Origin of the sequence: Curtobacterium sp. GD1 (assembly GCF_020882855.1) — a bacterium.
Taxonomy (GTDB): domain Bacteria; phylum Actinomycetota; class Actinomycetes; order Actinomycetales; family Microbacteriaceae; genus Curtobacterium.
Genome location: NZ_JAFEVQ010000038.1, coordinates 1 through 16210, shown reverse-complemented (window position 1 = coordinate 16210; position 16210 = coordinate 1). Strand labels below are relative to the sequence as shown.

Below are 16210 nucleotides of genomic sequence, written 5' to 3'. Positions count from 1 at the left end.
GTTCGCTCCCTTGCGTTGTGCCGACCGTACCAGAAATTGTGTTCTGGACAAACGTTCCGCGGGGTGTACAGTCGTCGCCGAAGCACCCCGACGAAGGAGCAGCTCATGTCGACGACGACCGAGAACGCGACCACCACGGCCGCGACGCCCACCGAGATCCCGACCACGATGCGAGCCGTCGTGGTCCATGGTCCCGAGGACTACCGCCTCGAGACCCGCCCCGTCCCGACCCCCGGACCCGGCGAACTCCTGCTCCGCACCGACGCCGTCGGCATCTGCGCGAGCGACCTGAAGTGCTACCACGGCGCCGCGAAGTTCTGGGGCGACGAGAACCGCCCCGCCTGGGCTGAGAAGGACCGGATCCCCGGACACGAGTTCGTCGGCACGATCGTCGCCGGTGACGACGCGGCCCTCACCAAGCGCGGGGTGTCCGTGGGTGACCGGATCGCCTGCGAGCAGATCGTGCCGTGCTGGGAGTGCCGCTACTGCCTCGAGGGCGCGTACTGGATGTGCAACGTGCACGACATGTTCGGCTTCAAGGGCTACGACGGCGCGATGGCCGAGTACGTCCTGGTGCCGGCGAAGGCCCTGACCCACCCGGTGTCGAGCGCTCTCCCCGGGCAGGTCGCCGCGTTCGCCGAACCGCTCTCGTGCGCGTTCCACGCCGTCGAGCGGGGCGACATCAAGTTCGGCGACACCGTCGTCATCGCAGGCGCCGGGCCGATCGGGCTCTCCGCGATCGCCGGTGCCCGCCAGAAGAACCCGCTGCGGATCATCGCGCTCGACGTCGTCGAGGACAAGCTCGAACTCGCACGCAAGGTCGGTGCCGACATCACGATCAACATCGCCCAGGACGACGCGGTCGCCCGGGTCAAGGAACTCACCGACGGGTACGGCGCCGACGTCTACATCGAGGCGACCGGGCACCCGTCCGCGGTCCCGCAGGGCCTCAACCTGCTCCGCAAGCTCGGCACGTTCGTCGAGTACTCGGTCTTCAAGGACAACGTGTCCGTCGACTGGTCGATCATCTCGGACGACAAGGAGCTCGACGTCCGCGGTGCCCACCTCGGCCCGCACACCTGGCCGGCGGCGATCAAGCTGCTCGAGGCCGAGACCCTGCCGATGTCGGAGATCTGCACGCACCAGTTCCCGCTCGAGCGCTTCCAGGAAGCCCTCGACCTCGTCGGCGACTCCGCGGGCGCGAGCGTCAAGGTCTCGATCATCCCGTCCCTGCAGGCCTGAGCCGCAGCCACCACAGGAGTCAGCAAGCATGTCAACGACGACACAGCGCGCCACCGGTGCGCCGACGATGCCCCGCACCGAGGGCCGGCTCGACAAGATGGGCATCCCCCGCCCGCTCGCCCTCGGCTTCCTCGCCGTCCTGGTCTTCATGACCGGCAACGGCGTCGAGTCGAACTTCATCACGCCGCACATGGTCGCGGTCCTCGGCTCCCCCGAGGCCACGGTCGCGACGATCGTCACGTTCTACAGCCTCGCCGCCCTGGTGGGGAGCTACGTCTCCGGCGCACTCGCCGACCTGGTCGGTCCGCGACGGGTGATGATCCTCGGGTTCGCCGTCTGGGTCGTGTTCGAGGTCCTGTTCCTCATCGCCCTCGGACTCGGCAGCGTGCCGTTCGCCGCCGTCGCCTACGCGATCCGCGGCTTCGGGTACCCGCTGTTCGCCTTCGCGTTCCTGGTCTGGGTGAACATCACGACGCCCGTGGAGCGCAACGGCTCGGCCGTCGGCTGGTTCTACGTCGCCTTCACCGGCGGCCTGCCCACGCTCGGCTCGCTCTTCGCGATCGGCGCCATCCCGGTGTTCGGCGGCGGCACGGTCGGTGAGACCGGCGCGATGATCGCCTCGATCGGCCTCGTCGTGATCGGGTTCCTCATCCTGCTGTTCGGGGTGCGCCTGCCGAACGGGTTCTCCCGCATCGCACCGGAGGGCGAGAGCGCCTGGCGCGTGCTGACGAGCGGCATCCGCCTGACGGCCACGCGACCGAAGATCCTGATGGGCTTCCTCGTCCGTCTGATCAACACCGCGCCGGAGTTCGGCATGTTCGTCATCCTCCCGGCCGTGATCGCGAACGAGCGCGGCTGGGGCCAGAGCCGGTGGCTGCTCATGACGGTGTGCGTCTACGCGACGAACATCCTCGTGAACGCCCTGTTCGGCTGGGTCGGCGACAAGATCGGCTGGCAGCGCACCGTCAAGTGGTTCGGCATCGTCGGGTCCGCGCTCGGGCTCATCGCCTGGTGGTACGTCCCGCAGCTCGTCCCCGCCGGGTCCGACTGGGGCTACGTGCTCTCCGTCGTCGCCGGCTGCGTGTTCGGCTGCCTGCTCGCGGGCTTCGTCCCGATGGGCGCGATCATGCCGGCGCTCGCCCCCGAGCACAAGGGTGCCGCGATGGCGATGTACACCACCGCCGCCGGCGGAGCCGCGTTCCTCGGCACGGGCGTCGTCGCCGCGGTGCTCGCGCTGGGCGGTGGCGGCCAGGCCGTGACCTGGACGTTCGTCGGCCTGTACGCCTGCGCGTTCGTGATGATCCACTTCCTCAAGGTCCCGCAGGGAGACCGAGGACACTGAACCCCGGGCGACGGCGGCCGTCCCGCCGTCGCCCGGTGCACCACCCCCACTCGATGCGAAGGACAAGCACCATGACCACGATCCACGACGACCCGGAGGAGTTCGCCGAGGACCAGCTCGCGGGCTGGCTCGCCCTCTACGCCGACCGGGTCCGCGGTGTCCACGGCGGCGTCGTCGCCCTGCCGACGGAGGGCGCCGAGCCGCAGGTCGCGGTCGTCGTCGGCGGCGGTTCCGGCCACTACCCCGCGTTCTGCGGCGTGGTCGGGCCGGGGTTCGCCACCGGGGCCGTCGTCGGCAACATCTTCACCTCGCCGTCCACGGCGCAGGTCTACTCGGTCGCCAAGGCGGCGGACCAGGGGAAGGGCGTCGTGCTGTCGTTCGGCAACTACGCCGGCGACACGATGAACTTCGGGCTCGCGGCCGAACGGCTGAACGCCGAGGGCATCGACACCCGCATCGTGGTCGTCACCGACGACATCGCCAGCGCCGACGAGGAGTCGAAGCGCCGCGGCATCGCCGGTGACTTCTCGGTCTTCAAGGCCATGGGTGCCGCGGCGGCCGCCGGAGCCGACCTCGACGAGGTCGAGCGCATCGGCACCGCGTCCAACCGGGCGACGCGCACCATCGGCGTCGCGTTCTCCGGGTGCACGATGCCCGGCGCGACCGAGCCGCTCTTCACCGTCCCCGAGGGCCACCTCGGCCTCGGGCTCGGCATCCACGGCGAGCCGGGCATCGAGGACGTCCCGCTCCTCCGTGCGACCGAACTCGCGTCGCTCCTCGTCGAGCGGCTGCTCGCGGACCGCCCGGACGCCGCCGGCCCCCGGGTCGCGCCGATCCTGAACGGTCTCGGCGACACCAAGTACGAGGAGCTCTTCCTGCTCTGGGGCCGTGTGCTCCCGCTCCTGCAGGACGCCGGGATCGAGGTCGTCGAGCCCGAGGTCGGTGAACTCGTCACGAGCCTCGACATGGGCGGCTGCTCGCTCACCCTGCAGTGGCTCGACGACGAGCTCGAGGCGCTGTGGAGGGCCGACGCGTACACGCCCGCGTACCGCAAGGTGGCGGCGCCGGTCGCGGCGCTCGTGCCGGCCGACGCCGTGGACGCAGCCGAGGACGAGGCGACGGTCGTGCCGGACGCGAGTGGTGCCTCCAGGCAGGCCGCGCAGACGGCGCGCGCCGCGATCGAGGCGATCGACGCGCTCCTGCGGGAGCACGAGGAGGAGCTCGGCCGCATCGACGCGGTCGCCGGGGACGGCGACCACGGACGCGGCATGGTGAAGGGGATCGGTGCGGCCCGCAAGGCGGTCGACCGGGTGGGCCAGGAGGCAGGGGTCGCCTTCGTCCTCGGACGCGCCGGTGACGCGTGGGCCGAGTTCGCGGGCGGCACCTCCGGGGTCCTGTGGGGTGCGGCGCTCGAGGCGTTCGGCCGGTCGCTCCGCGACGACCGCTCCGCGTACGAGGCGTCCGACGTCGTCGAGGCGGCGCAGGCGTTCGCGGACTCGATCGTGCACCTCGGCGGGGCGTCCCGCGGGGACAAGACGCTGCTCGACGCGCTGCTCCCGTTCGTCGACGAGCTGCGGAGCGGCGTCGATGCTGGCACGCCGCTCACCGAGGCGTGGCAGGCTGCCGCGCAGGTCGCGGTCACGGAAGCCGCTGCGACCGCAGACCTCAAGCCGAAGGTCGGGCGTGCCCGGCCGCTGGCGGAGAAGAGCCTGGGGACACCCGACGCGGGTGCCACCTCGATGGGGATGATCCTCACGCGGGTCGGCGAGGTCCTCGCCACCCGTGCAGCAGACAAGGAAGGGACACACGCATGACGTACCGTCTCGTGGTCGGTTCGGACGACGCAGGGTTCGACTACAAGGAGATCATCAAGGCCGATCTGCTCGCCGATCCGCGGGTGGAGTCCGTGGTGGACGTGGGGGTCGACGCGGACGGGCACACCGCCTACCCGCACGTCGCCGTCGACGCAGCACGCATGGTCGCGAACGGCGAGGCGGACCGGGCGATCCTGATCTGCGGCACCGGTCTCGGCGTCGCGATCGCTGCGAACAAGGTCCCCGGCATCCGGGCCGTCACCGCGCACGACTCGTTCAGCGTCGAGCGTTCGATCCTGTCGAACGACGCCCAGGTCCTCTGCATGGGCCAGCGCGTCGTCGGCGTCGAGGTCGCCCGGCGCATGGCGAAGGAGTGGCTCGGCTACGAGTTCGACCGCTCGTCCGCGAGCGCGTCGAAGGTCGCGGCGATCTGCGAGTACGACGGCAGCGCGCCGGCGGGCGTGGACGCGTCCGCTTAGCGCCGCCGCGCTCCGCGTGGGCCGCCGCGCTCCGCGTGGGCCGCCGCGCTCCGCACAACCAAAGTGGTCCCGAACCGCGTCTTTCCGCGGTTCGGGCCCACTTGCGTTGTGCCGCAGCGACCGGCACCACGTCAGCCGCGCGCGGCCAACCGGTGCACGACGGCCTTCGTCGCCTCGTACAGCTCGCGGTAGTCGCGGTAGCCCGGCTCGTACGCCGCCGTCGCCGCGGGATCGGGCTCGATGCGCGCGGCCGGTGGGTTCCACGCGGTGACGTCCACGTCCTCGACGAGCCCGGCCGCGAGGAACGCCGACCCGTAGCACGCACCGATCGTCACGCTCGGAACCGTCTGCGGCAACCCGGTGACGTCCGAGACGATCGTCGGCCAGAGCCGTCCGAGCAGCCCGCCGCCGGCGCCGACGAGCTCATGGACCTCGACCCCGGCCTCGCGCAGCACCTCGACGTTGTGCCGCACCGCGTAGGCCGTCGCCTCGAGCGTCGCCCGGTACAGGTCACCGCGGGTGTGCCGCACCGTGAGGCCCGCGATCACCCCGCGTGCGTCCGGGTCCGCGATCGGGGTCCGCTCCCCCGCGAAGTACGGCAGCATCAGCAGGCCGTTCGCCCCGATGCCGGCGCAGCGGGCCTCCTCGAGCATCGTCGACCACTCGCCGTCGACGAGCCGCCGGAGCCAGTCGGTGATCGCCCCGGAGGTCGCCATCCCACCGGCGACGCTCGGCTGCCCCGGACGGGTCCCGACGGTGGTCCACATCCCCGGCACCGAGACCGGCTCGTCGGTCGGCGCGATCATGAACATCGTCGTCCCGTACTGCAGGAACATCCGCCCGGGCACGGCGGCTCCGACGCTCACGCCCTCGGCCCAGGCGTCGATGGTCCCGGCCGTCACGGGGATGCCGACCGGGAGGCCCGTGGCCGCAGCCGCCGCGGCCGTCACGGTGCCGGCCCGGTCACCCGACCAGACCAGTCGCGGCATGGCGAGCCCCGGCGCGAGCCGTTCGCACCACGCGTCGATCCACGTGTCCTCGTGCACGTCGTAGAGCGGTGTGCACTGGCTCGCCGAGTGGTGGTCGAGGACGTACTCCCCCGTCAGCAGCTCCACCACGCGTGACGACGGCATCGTGAACCGCGCCGCACGCGCCCACACGTCGGGTTCGTGCCGGGCGACCCAGGCGAGCTTGACCCCGGCCGCCTGCGTGCTGAGGGCGGAGCCGCACCGGGAACGGACCGCGTCCTCGCCGCCGAGCTCTGCCGTCACGGCGGGGAGCATCTCGGCCGTCCGGGTGTCGACGCCGTACAGGATCGCGGGCCGCAGCGGTTCCCCGTCGTCGTCGGTGAGGAGCACGCACGGGCCGATGCCGCTCACGCCGACGGCCTCGACCTCGGCGTCCGGCACCCGCTCGAGCAGCTCACGGGTCAGGGCGGTGAACTCGTCCCACCACACCGCGGCGTCCATCTCGACGAGCCCCTGCTCCGGCCGGTCGACCTCGTGCCGTCGTCCGACCTCGGCGATCACGGTGCCGTCGAACCGCGTGAGCAGCGCCTTCGTGCTCGACGTCCCGATGTCCAGACCGAGCACCGCCCGCATGCCGCCTCCTTCGCCGCCACCGACCCGCGTCGGTCGCCCCCGAGTCTACGAACGCCCAGCCCACTGTCGGCGGGCCGACGTACCGTACTGCCGACTCCGAATGCTCCACCGAGGGGAAACCGATGAAGAAGTCAGCCTGGCTGCCCGCCGTCATCGCACCGGTCGTCGTCGCCGGCGCCGTCGCTGCGCCGATGATCGCGAACGCGTCGAGCGACCCGGTCGCGGGGACGAACCCGAGTGCGGCGGACGTCATCGCCAGCATCGCGGGGTCGTCCGACGCGAAGTACTCCGGCAAGCTCGTGCAGACGAGCGACCTCGGCCTGCCGGAGCTCCCGACCGGGTCCGGCGGCTCCTCGCTCGAGGGCGACGCCTCGGACGCGCTCGGCCTCCTCACCTCGTCGCACACCGCCCGCGTCTACGTCGACGGCCCCGACAAGCAGCGCGTCCAGCTGACGCAGCAGCTCGCCGAGCAGGACCTCGTCCGGAACGGGTCCGACGTCTGGACCTGGGACTCGAAGGAGCGCACGGCGACGCACGTCACCCTCCCGAAGGACGCCCGGACGCCGGGGTCCGGCGCCGCGACGCCGTCCGACATCGCCAAGCAGGCGATCGACGCGATCACGCCGAGCACCACGGTGTCGAAGCCGAAGGACGTCCGGGTCGCCGCCCACGACGCCTGGCAGATCACCCTCACGCCGAAGTCGACGGGCACGCTCGTCGGGTCCGTGCGCCTGGCGGTCGACCAGCAGACCGGCCTCCCGCTGCGCGCCACGATCGAGGCGAAGGGCCAGTCCGACCCCGCCGTCGAGGTCGGCTTCACGAGCCTGCAGTACGGCGCGCCGGCCGCACGCCTGTTCGACTTCACGCCGCCCACGGGCGCGACGGTCGAGACGAAGGACCTCTCCGACGCGGCAGCCCACGGCACGGGCGACGCGCAGCACCGACACGGACGCACCGGCGACGAGCCGACGGTCACGGGGACGGGCTGGAGCACCATCGCCGAACTGCCGAAGGGCTCGGTCGACCAGACCGCGCTCGGCGACGACGCCAGCGGGCTGCTCGACCAGCTGACCCGTTCGGTCGACGGCGGTCGCGCGGTGCAGACCTCGCTCGTCTCGGTCTACCTCACCGACGACGGCCGGGTCCTCGCGGGCGCGGTCCCGGTGTCGGCGCTGGTCGCCGCAGCCGAGTGAGCGCGCCCGACACAGCCCTCGCGATCCGCACCACCGGCTTGGCGAAGGTCTTCCGCAAGCAGCGCGCGGTCGACGGGATCGACCTCGCCGTCCCGCGCGGCGCGGTGTTCGGCTTCCTCGGGCCGAACGGCTCCGGCAAGACGACGACGATCCGCATGCTCCTCGGGCTCTCCAGCGCGACGGGCGGCACGATCGAGGTGCTCGGCGAACCGATGCCGAAGGCCCTCCACGACGTGCTGCCGCGCGTCGGTGCCCTCGTCGAGGGTCCGGCGTTCTACCCGTACCTCTCCGGCCGCGCGAACCTGTACCGGTTCGACGCCGCCGACCCCACCTCCGACCCACGGACCCGCAAGACCCGGGTGGCGAGCGCCCTCGACCGCGTCGGGCTCTCGCACGCGGCCGACAAGAAGGCGCACGCGTACTCGCTCGGCATGAAGCAGCGGCTCGGGCTCGCGAACGCCCTGCTCGCCCCGCGGGACCTCCTCGTGCTCGACGAACCGACGAATGGCCTCGACCCCCAGGGCACGCGCGAGGTCCGCAACCTCATCCGCTCCCTCGCCGACGACGGCACGACCGTGTTCGTCTCGAGCCACCTGCTCGCCGAGATCGAGCAGGTGTGCACGCACGCCGCCGTGATGCGGACCGGCAAGCTCGTCGCGCAGGGGCCGCTCGACGAGCTCCGCGCCGCCGGTGCCCGGACGGTCACGGTCCGGACGCCCGACCTCGGGCAGGCCGGCACCGTGCTGAGCCGTCTCGGCCTGACCCCGCGGCACGAGGGCGGTGCCGACGTCCTCGTGGCCGACCTGCCACCAGAGGTCCTGCCCGAGACCATCACGACCGAGCTCGTCCGCGCCGACGTCCGGGTGCGCGGGCTCACCGTCGGCGGCGGCACCCTCGAAGACCTCTTCGTCGCCCTCACCGGAGAGGGCTTCGATGTCGCAGCCTGACGCCGCCACCGTGCCGACGGACGACCCGCAGACGCACGACGTCCGCGCCTCCCCGCGTCCCCGCCAGCGCCCCTTCGCACTCCTCGGCTCCGAGCTCGCCCTTGTCTTCCGACGCCGCCGCACGTGGGCGATGCTCGGGGCGCTCGCCCTCGTGCCGATCCTCATCGCCGTCGCCGTCCGGCTCACGACCGGCGACGACTCCGGCGGTCCCGCGTTCCTCGGCGACATCACGAACAACGGGCTGTTCGTGGCGTTCACCGCGCTGACCGTGTCGATCCCGCTGTTCCTGCCGCTCACCGTGGGCGTGGTCGCGGGTGACACCGTCGCGGGCGAGGCCAGCCACGGCACCATCCGCTACCTGCTCGTGGCCCCGACCGGCCGCGTGCGCTTCATCCTCGTGAAGTACGCCGGTGCGGTGGCGTTCTGCCTCGCCGCGACGCTCCTCATCGTCGTGGTCGGGGCCGCGATCGGCGCCGTGCTGTTCCCGATCGGCCCGGTGACCCTGCTCTCGGGCACGCAGGTCGACGGCTGGTCCTACGCCGGCCGGGCCGTGCTGCTCGCGCTCTACGTGACGCTGTCGATGCTCGGGCTGTCGGCGATCGGGCTGTTCGCCTCGACCCTGACGAGCGTGCCGGTCGGTGCGATGGCCGCGACGGTGGTGCTCGCCGGGGCGTCCCAGGTGCTCGACCAGCTGCCGCAGCTCGACTGGCTGCACCCGTACCTGTTCTCGCACCAGTGGCTCGGGTTCGGCGACCTGCTCCGCGACCCGATCGCGTTCGACTCGTTCGGGTCGAACGCCGTGCTCCAGCTCGGCTACGTCGTCGTCTTCGGCGCGCTGGCGTACAGCCGGTTCACCACGAAGGACGTCCTGAGCTAGGCGCTCGGGTTCGCCGACCCGCCCGCCATCGTCTCGGAGTCGTTCCCCCGCGCGTCGGCGTACCGGTCGCGCAGGTCCCGGGCCTTCTCCGAGCGGTACCAGTCCATCCGTGCACCGGTCTCGACGGTCTGCATCCCGATCACGACCTTGCCGCGGGACTTCATCTCGGCGAGGTCCTCGTACGCCTCGACGATGTACTCGAACGGGTAGAACCCGGAGATGAGCACCTGCACGCGACGGTCCTGCACGGCCTTCGCGAGGAGGGTCAGGAGCTCCCGGGTCTCCTCGTCCTCGGCCGGCGCCCGCAGGAACCGGATCTCGATGTCGCGCCGCGCCTCGGACGACACGAACCGTCCCGGTGCGACGCCGAGGCGTTCCGCGAGTTCCTCGGCCCGGCTCTCACCGTGGTTGTCGATGAACGCGGTGATCGGGCGGCCGTCCGCGATCGCACGGATGCGTTCCTCCTCGCCCTCGCCGTACACGACGGGCAGGGTGCCGATCTGGCGGAGGTAGTCGTGGTTGCGCGCGCTGCCGAGCGCGATGACGGTCGCCCCGGCGTCGTGCGCGAGCTGGCACTCGATGTGCCCGACGCCGCCGGCCGCGGCGGTGATGACGACGGTGTCCTCCGGTCCGAGCTTGAGGCTGCGGACGACCGACACCGCGGTGCACCCGGCCAGGTAGAGGCCGCCGGCGACCTCCCAGCCGACGTGCTCCGGCTTCTTGATGACGGCAGCGCGCGGCACGACGAGCCAGGTGGCGTGCGACCCGCCGTTCGGTGCGTGCCCCATCACCTCGTCGCCGACGCGCAGGTCCTTGACCCCGTCGCCGCGTGCCCGGACGATGCCGGCGAAGTCGACGCCCTGACGAGCCGGGAACGTGAGCTCGATGTGGTCCTGGAGCTTGCCCTCCCGCAGGAACCGTTCGATGTGGTTGAGCCCCGCCGCGACGATCTCGACGACGATCTCGCCGGGACCCGCTTCCGGGCGTTCCTGCGGGACGAGCTCGACGACGTCGAAGTCGCCGTACCGGTCGTACTGCACTGCACTGCCGATCCGCATGGGGTGCTCCTTCGCTCCAGGTGTGCCACCGGCCTACTCGGAGTTCCCGACTGCAACCCGAACGCGCGGGGTACCGGCGTCCGCACACGACGGACGGGAGGGACGGTGCGGGCCCGCACCGTCCCTCCCGTCCGACGAACGGTGCGTCTACTGCCCGGTGGACGCCTCGATGACGCGCGCCACGGTGTCCGCGTCGAGCGCGAACGCGAGCGGGTCCGCGTCCGGCCGCGGCACGCGGACCGGTGTCGACCAGACCGAGCCGTCCTCGGCGACGTCGACGACGAGCGCTCCGGAGTCGACGTACGCGGACTCCTCGTCGTAGGCGCCGGTGACGTCGGTGTCGTTCGCGACACCGGGCGCGACGAGCACGGGCACGCCCGCGAGGGTCCCGGCGAAGTGGTGGTGGTAGTGGCCGGCGAGCACGACCCGGACGTCGGAGCCGCGGATCGCGTCGGCGAGCGCCTCCGGGTTGCGGAGTCGCAGGGCCTCGTGCAGCGCGGTCGGTGCCGGCAGCGGCGGGTGGTGCAGCACGACGACGGTGCCGTGCGGCGCGTGGTCGCCGGCGAGCGCGGCGCGGAGTCGTTCGAGCGACGCCTCGGCGATCTCGCCGTAGCCGACCCCGGGGACGCTCGTGTCGACCGTGACGATCCGCCGACCCGCGACGAGGGACTGCCCCCAAACCGGCACGGTCGGAGGGTGGTACTCCATGGTGTGCATGAGCGGCCGGCCGCCCTCGCCGAGGACGTGGCCGTTCGCGAGGACCTGTCGGAACCCCTCGCGGAGGTCGTGGTTGCCCGGGACGGTGACGAGCGCCGCGCCGTGGCGTTCCGCCCAGCCGCCGACGCGCTCGAGCACTGCGGCGTACGACTCCGGAGTGCCGTCCTCGGACACGTCGCCGGACACCACCACGAGCCCGATCCCCGGGACGCCGTCGACCCGGGCGAGCACACCCTCGAGTGCGGCGGTCGTGTCGACGGACCCCTGGTGCAGGGCACCGTCGCCCGTGAGGTGGGTGTCGGACAGGTGGAGGACGCGGAGGGTCCCGGCTGCGGGCTGCTGCATGGCCCCACGGTAGCGAGGGTGCCTTGCAGTCCCCGGTGCCCCGCGGGCGTCGTTCAGTGAGCAGGAATGGTCGGGTCCGGCGACGGGACCCGACCATTCCTGCTCACGATGCGCCCGACGCGAGCTGGTCCTCGAGGTTGAAGACCTCCGGCAGCACGCGCGCCGCCTGGTCCGCCCGCCCGGTCGCGCCGTCGAACAGGTCCTGCATGTGCGCCTCCCACGCGGCGGCCACCTCGGACGCGGCGAGCGACGCGTCGGCATCCGCCACCGAGTCCGTCTCGTAGTACCCGATGAGCAGGCCGTCGTCGTCGAGGAACAGCGAGTAGTTCCGACGTCCCGCGGCCGCGATCGCCCGCAGCATCGCCGGCCAGACCGCGGCGTGCCGCTCGCGGTAGGCGTCGAGGTGCTCGGTCCCCACCTGCAGGCGGAAGCAGACGCGGGTCACGTGATCCGCGCCTCCTGTGCCGTCCGGGAGGCGCGGATCCCGCCCGTCCGCGTCGCTCACCGTGGCGTCCGCTCGTCTCGCGCACCCCGCAGCGCCTGCTGGCGCGCGGCGTGCTCCTCGGGCGTGCGGACCGTGCCGGTCGCGCTGGTGACGGTGCCGTAGCGTTCGGCCTCGATCTCCTCGAGGGTCTTGCCCTGCGTCCGCGGCGCCCAGATCGTCCCGACCAGGAACGACAGCGCGAGCAGGCCGAGGATGAGCCCGCCGAGTGCACGGAGCCCGATGTCGGAGAGCAGGAGCGGGAACCAGATGCTCAGCAGGCCGACCATGACCCGCGCGGCGAGGAACAGGACGCCCTGCGCGCTCGCCCGGTAGCGGGTCGCGAACAGCTCGCTCGTCCAGAGCCCGTAGAACGCCTGCGCGCCGATGCCCGACGAGATGCCCCACGCGATCGCGAAGAACAGCAGCGTGCCGAGGTTCGCGGGCGCGTAGATGAGGACGGCCCAGGCGACGACCGCGAGCGCGGCGCCGATCGCGTAGAGCACCCTCCGGCTCATCCGGTCGGCGAAGCGCATGAACCCGAAGTACGTCGCGGCGACGGTGCAGCCCCACACGAGGATCTGCAGCCCGTACTGCTCGGTGACGCTCGTCACGCCGGTGGCGGAGTAGACGCGGGGCTGGAAGATGCCGGCCTGCCCGGCCACGGTGTTCCAGAGCGCGTAGACGCCGAACAGGAACAGCATCGCGGTGAGGTTCTTGCGACGGCTGAACAGCTGGGTGAAGCCGTGGAAGAAGTTCGCGGAGCCGGTGGCCGCGCGCTCGTCCTTCCAGATCGTGGACTCGGGCAGGCCGCGTCGCAGCCACCACACGATCGCGGCGACGACGAACAGGTGCGCGAAGATCAGGCGGCTGCCGAGGAGCCCGAGCGGCGCGGCGGCGATGGCCAGGGCGAAGCCGACCATGGGGCCGATCGACCAGGCGAGCTGCGCGGTCCCGACGTGGGCAGCGCGCTTGTCGGCCGGGGCCTGCTCGGCGATGTAGGTCCAGCTCGCGGGGACGCCCGCACCGACCGCGATGCCGGTGAGGATGAACCCGACGAGGAGCATGCCGTAGCTGCCGGCGAACACCGCGAGCAGGATCCCGAGCATGTAGAGCAGCAGGTCGTAGGTGTAGATGAACTTCCGGCCGTAGCGGTCGCACAGGGGTCCGCCGATGATGGCGCCGGCCGCTGCGCCGAACGCGTTCGCGGACAGGCTGGCGAGGAGCCCGACCTGCAGGTCCCCGACGTGGAACTGCGCCTGCCAGAGGCTGAGGCTCGTGGCGATCGCGATGATCGACCCCGACTCGATGTAGTTCGACATGGCGACCGAGATCGTCGCCTTCCAGCCCGTGGTGTTGCGGGCTCCGATACGGACCGCCATTGGTCCTCCGTTCGCGTGTTCGTCAGTGAATCGTTTCAACGGTGCTGCGGAGACGGTACTCGTCGTTCGACCGGAGGGCAAGTCGCTCCACCGGAACGCCCGCCCCGATGCCAGGATGACCCCATGGCAGTGAGCGTTCGGGACGTCGCAGCGCTCGCCGGCGTGTCACTCGGCACCGTCTCGAACGTGCTGAACCGTCCCGACAAGGTGGCACCGGGGACCGTCGAACGCGTGCAGTCCGCGATCGCCGAACTCGGGTTCGTCCGCAACGACTCCGCCCGCCAGCTCCGCGCCGGCCGCAGCTCGACCGTCGGGCTCATCGTGCTCGACGGCGGCAACCCGTTCTTCACCGACGTCGCCCGCGGCGCCGAGGACGCGGCCATGCAGAAGGGCCTGGCCGTCCTCGTCGGGAACTCCGACGAGTCGGTCGACCGCGAGCACACCTACGTCGACCTCTTCGAGGAGCGCCGCGTCGCCGGACTCCTCATCTCCCCCGCCGGGGACGACCTCGGCCGCCTCGAGCGACTGCGTGACCAGGGCACCGCCGTGGTCCTCGTGGACCGCCGTGCCGACGACGAGCACTTCGCGTCCGTCTCCGTCGACGACGTCGCCGGAGGCCGCATCGCCGTCACGCACCTCACCGCGATCGGACGCCGGCGGATCGCCTTCGTCGGCGGCCCGTTCGGCATCCGGCAGGTCACCGACCGCCACTCCGGCGCGGTCGCCGCGGCCGAGGCGGCGGGTGCGGCGCTCGAGGTGATCCCGACCACGTCGCTCTCCGTCCTCGAGGGTCGGCGCGTCGGCGAAGAGATCCAGGCCCGCCCGGCCGCCGACCGCCCGGACGCGGTGTTCGCGGCGAACGACCTGCTCGCCGTCGGCCTCGAACAGGCGTTCATCATGCGCGGGTCGATCCGGGTGCCGGAGGAGATCGCGATCGTCGGGTACGACGACATCGCGTTCGCCGAGGCCGCGGTCGTCCCGCTCACCTCGGTGCGGCAGCCGGCGCAGGACCTCGGGCGGCGGGCGATCGAACTGCTGCTCGCCCAGGTGGACCAGGGGCAGGGCACGGACCAGCTGCACGTGGAGTTCACGCCCGAGCTCGTCGTGCGGCAGTCCACCGTCGCCGAGCGCTGAGGCGCGCTGGGCGCTGCGCGCTTCGCCGCGCGCCCGTGATCGTGCCCGTGATCGTGCCGCCGGAGCGACAGGACACAGGCATGCCGTGGCGTCCGTGCCGGCAGAGCGACAGACCCCTGGCGACCGTTCGCGGCACACCGTCGCTTTGGCGAACGGGGCGGCGAGCCGCGTCGGACGGGAGGCGCGGGTCGGCGCCGCACCGCGCCTCCCGTCACGGCCGTCGCCCCGCTGGCGCGGTGCGCCGGAACCGGCTGGTGGGGCGCACCTCCCGTCCGGCGGATGGCCGGGAGGGCGCGCCGGTCCGCCTACGATCGGAGCATGGTGCATGTCCCCCGGCGCGACGGACCGCCGAGCGTGCACCACGTCGCCGCTCGGGCGGGCGTCTCGCTCGCGACGGTCTCGAACGTGCTGAACCACCCGGAACGCGTGGCCGACGCGACCGCAGCACGGGTCCGTGCCGCGATCACCGACCTCGGGTACACGCCGAACCGCAACGCGCGGGCACTCGCCTCGGGGAGCACGCGGGCGATCGGGCTCGTCGTGATGTCCCTCCGCAACTCCCTGTTCAGCGACATGGTGAACGGTGCGCAGCTCGCCGCGCGTGAGCGTGGGCTGACCCTGCTCATCACGAGCAGCGAGGACGACCTGCAGGCGCAGGGTGAGCACCTCGCATTCCTCGAGAGCGCACGTGTGTCGGGGATCCTGCTCGCCCCGATGACCCAGTCCCGCGAGCAGGTCGAGACCACGCGGCGGCACGGGCGACCGGTGGTCTACGTGAACTTCGAGCCGACCGAGGTCGATGCGTGCTCGGTGGTGGTGGACAACGAGCAAGCGGCGTTCCTCGCGACGGAGCACCTCATCGAACGCGGCTGCCGACGCATCGGGTTCGTCAGCGCACGCGCGGAGCTGCAGCCCGTCGAACGTCGGCGGGCTGGGGTGCTCCGTGCGGTCGCCGCCCACCCCGAGGTCACGCTCGTCGACATCGACGCGGGAGACATCGACCCTCCCGGCGGGACCGACGCCGGTGCACGGATCGCCGCCATGCCAGTGGAGGAGCGGCCGGACGGAATCCTCGGTGTGACGGACCTGCTGGCGATGGCGGTCGTGTCCGAACTGCGCGCGGCGGGGATCCGGGTGCCGGAGGACATCCCGGTGTCGGGCTGCGACCACAACTCCGTCGCGTGGGGCGGTGCCGTGCCGCTGACGTCGGTGACGATGCACGGGTCGGAGATGGGCGCGGCGGCGGTCGAGCTCATGCTGGCCGAGCTCGACGAGGACCCCGCGGAGCACGTGCACCGGACGGTGGTGCTCGGGAGCGAGCTCGTGCCGCGCGAGAGCACCCTCGGGCGGGCGGGGGCGGCCGAGGTGGCTGCCCGGACGGCGCCGAGCGACCCGAGGCGTACCGAGGCCTGAGGGGGCGCGCGCGGCGTTCGGCGTTCGGCGTTCGGCGTTCCCGAGTCTCGCGGAGGCGGACAGTTTCGCGGGCGCGGAGCCGCGAAAGTGTCCGCCGAGGCGAGTCTCGCGCGGTGGCCCGCGCGCGCGAGGTTTCGCGCTGAGCGACACCTCACGCGCCGCCGGCCCCGTGAACTGTCGGCCAG

The 16210-nt window shown here is 72.3% G+C and carries 14 protein-coding genes; 9 read left to right on the top strand and 5 right to left on the bottom strand.

The features are described from left to right. Window positions 1-105 precede the first annotated feature (105 nt). From JSX79_RS16325 to JSX79_RS16310, 4 genes are all read left to right on the top strand, one after another. Window positions 106-1242 carry a zinc-binding dehydrogenase gene (locus JSX79_RS16325; protein WP_071295623.1) on the top strand — a complete coding sequence of 379 codons (1137 nt, stop codon included), beginning with the start codon at window positions 106-108 and terminating at the stop codon, window positions 1240-1242. 28 nt (window positions 1243-1270) lie between these two features. After that, on the top strand, window positions 1271-2584 hold the full coding sequence (locus JSX79_RS16320) for an MFS transporter (RefSeq protein ID WP_217647243.1): 1314 nt from the start codon (window positions 1271-1273) through the stop codon (window positions 2582-2584). A gap of 71 nt (window positions 2585-2655) precedes the next feature. Next, window positions 2656-4398, top strand: a complete 1743-nt coding sequence (locus JSX79_RS16315) for a dihydroxyacetone kinase family protein (RefSeq protein ID WP_229087152.1) — start codon at window positions 2656-2658, stop codon at window positions 4396-4398. Continuing rightward, window positions 4395-4877: a ribose-5-phosphate isomerase gene (locus JSX79_RS16310; protein WP_229087151.1), complete on the top strand. Its 483-nt coding sequence runs from the start codon at window positions 4395-4397 to the stop codon at window positions 4875-4877. Before JSX79_RS16315 ends, JSX79_RS16310 begins: the two co-directional genes overlap by 4 nt. A gap of 131 nt (window positions 4878-5008) precedes the next feature. On the opposite strand, the gene JSX79_RS16305 is transcribed toward JSX79_RS16310, so the two are convergent. Next, window positions 5009-6478, bottom strand: a complete 1470-nt coding sequence (locus tag JSX79_RS16305; protein WP_229087150.1) for an FGGY-family carbohydrate kinase — start codon at window positions 6476-6478, stop codon at window positions 5009-5011. Between the two features lie 122 nt (window positions 6479-6600). On the opposite strand from JSX79_RS16305, the gene JSX79_RS16300 reads away from it, so the two are divergent. The 3 genes from JSX79_RS16300 to JSX79_RS16290 are packed head-to-tail and all read left to right on the top strand — an operon-like array spanning window position 6601 to window position 9495. After that, entirely contained in the window at window positions 6601-7671 is a 1071-nt protein-coding gene (locus JSX79_RS16300; protein WP_229087149.1) for an outer membrane lipoprotein carrier protein LolA, read from the top strand. Then, the gene (locus tag JSX79_RS16295; RefSeq protein ID WP_229087148.1) at window positions 7668-8618 is read left to right on the top strand and encodes an ABC transporter ATP-binding protein; all 951 of its coding nucleotides are present in this window, start codon (window positions 7668-7670) and stop codon (window positions 8616-8618) included. The genes JSX79_RS16300 and JSX79_RS16295 overlap by 4 nt, the downstream gene beginning before the upstream one ends. Next, window positions 8605-9495, top strand: a complete 891-nt coding sequence (locus JSX79_RS16290; protein ID WP_267484544.1) for an ABC transporter permease — start codon at window positions 8605-8607, stop codon at window positions 9493-9495. Before JSX79_RS16295 ends, JSX79_RS16290 begins: the two co-directional genes overlap by 14 nt. On the opposite strand, the gene JSX79_RS16285 is transcribed toward JSX79_RS16290, so the two are convergent. From JSX79_RS16285 to JSX79_RS16270, 4 genes are all read right to left on the bottom strand, one after another. Then, a complete protein-coding gene (locus JSX79_RS16285) occupies window positions 9492-10553 on the bottom strand; it encodes an NADP-dependent oxidoreductase (RefSeq protein ID WP_071302712.1) in 1062 nt (353 codons plus the stop codon). The two genes, JSX79_RS16290 and JSX79_RS16285, sit on opposite strands and share 4 nt — an antisense overlap. 147 nt (window positions 10554-10700) lie before the next feature. Beyond that, entirely contained in the window at window positions 10701-11615 is a 915-nt protein-coding gene (locus JSX79_RS16280) for a metallophosphoesterase (RefSeq protein WP_071295615.1), read from the bottom strand. Between the two features lie 103 nt (window positions 11616-11718). After that, the gene (locus JSX79_RS16275; RefSeq protein ID WP_071295614.1) at window positions 11719-12060 is read right to left on the bottom strand and encodes an L-rhamnose mutarotase; all 342 of its coding nucleotides are present in this window, start codon (window positions 12058-12060) and stop codon (window positions 11719-11721) included. Window positions 12061-12116: 56 nt separating this feature from the next. Continuing rightward, on the bottom strand, window positions 12117-13478 hold the full coding sequence (locus tag JSX79_RS16270) for an MFS transporter (protein ID WP_217647242.1): 1362 nt from the start codon (window positions 13476-13478) through the stop codon (window positions 12117-12119). Between the two features lie 123 nt (window positions 13479-13601). On the opposite strand from JSX79_RS16270, the gene JSX79_RS16265 reads away from it, so the two are divergent. Further along, window positions 13602-14612 carry a LacI family DNA-binding transcriptional regulator gene (locus JSX79_RS16265; RefSeq protein WP_229087147.1) on the top strand — a complete coding sequence of 337 codons (1011 nt, stop codon included), beginning with the start codon at window positions 13602-13604 and terminating at the stop codon, window positions 14610-14612. A gap of 318 nt (window positions 14613-14930) precedes the next feature. Beyond that, a complete protein-coding gene (locus JSX79_RS16260; protein ID WP_229087146.1) occupies window positions 14931-16025 on the top strand; it encodes a LacI family DNA-binding transcriptional regulator in 1095 nt (364 codons plus the stop codon). Window positions 16026-16210 lie beyond the last annotated feature (185 nt).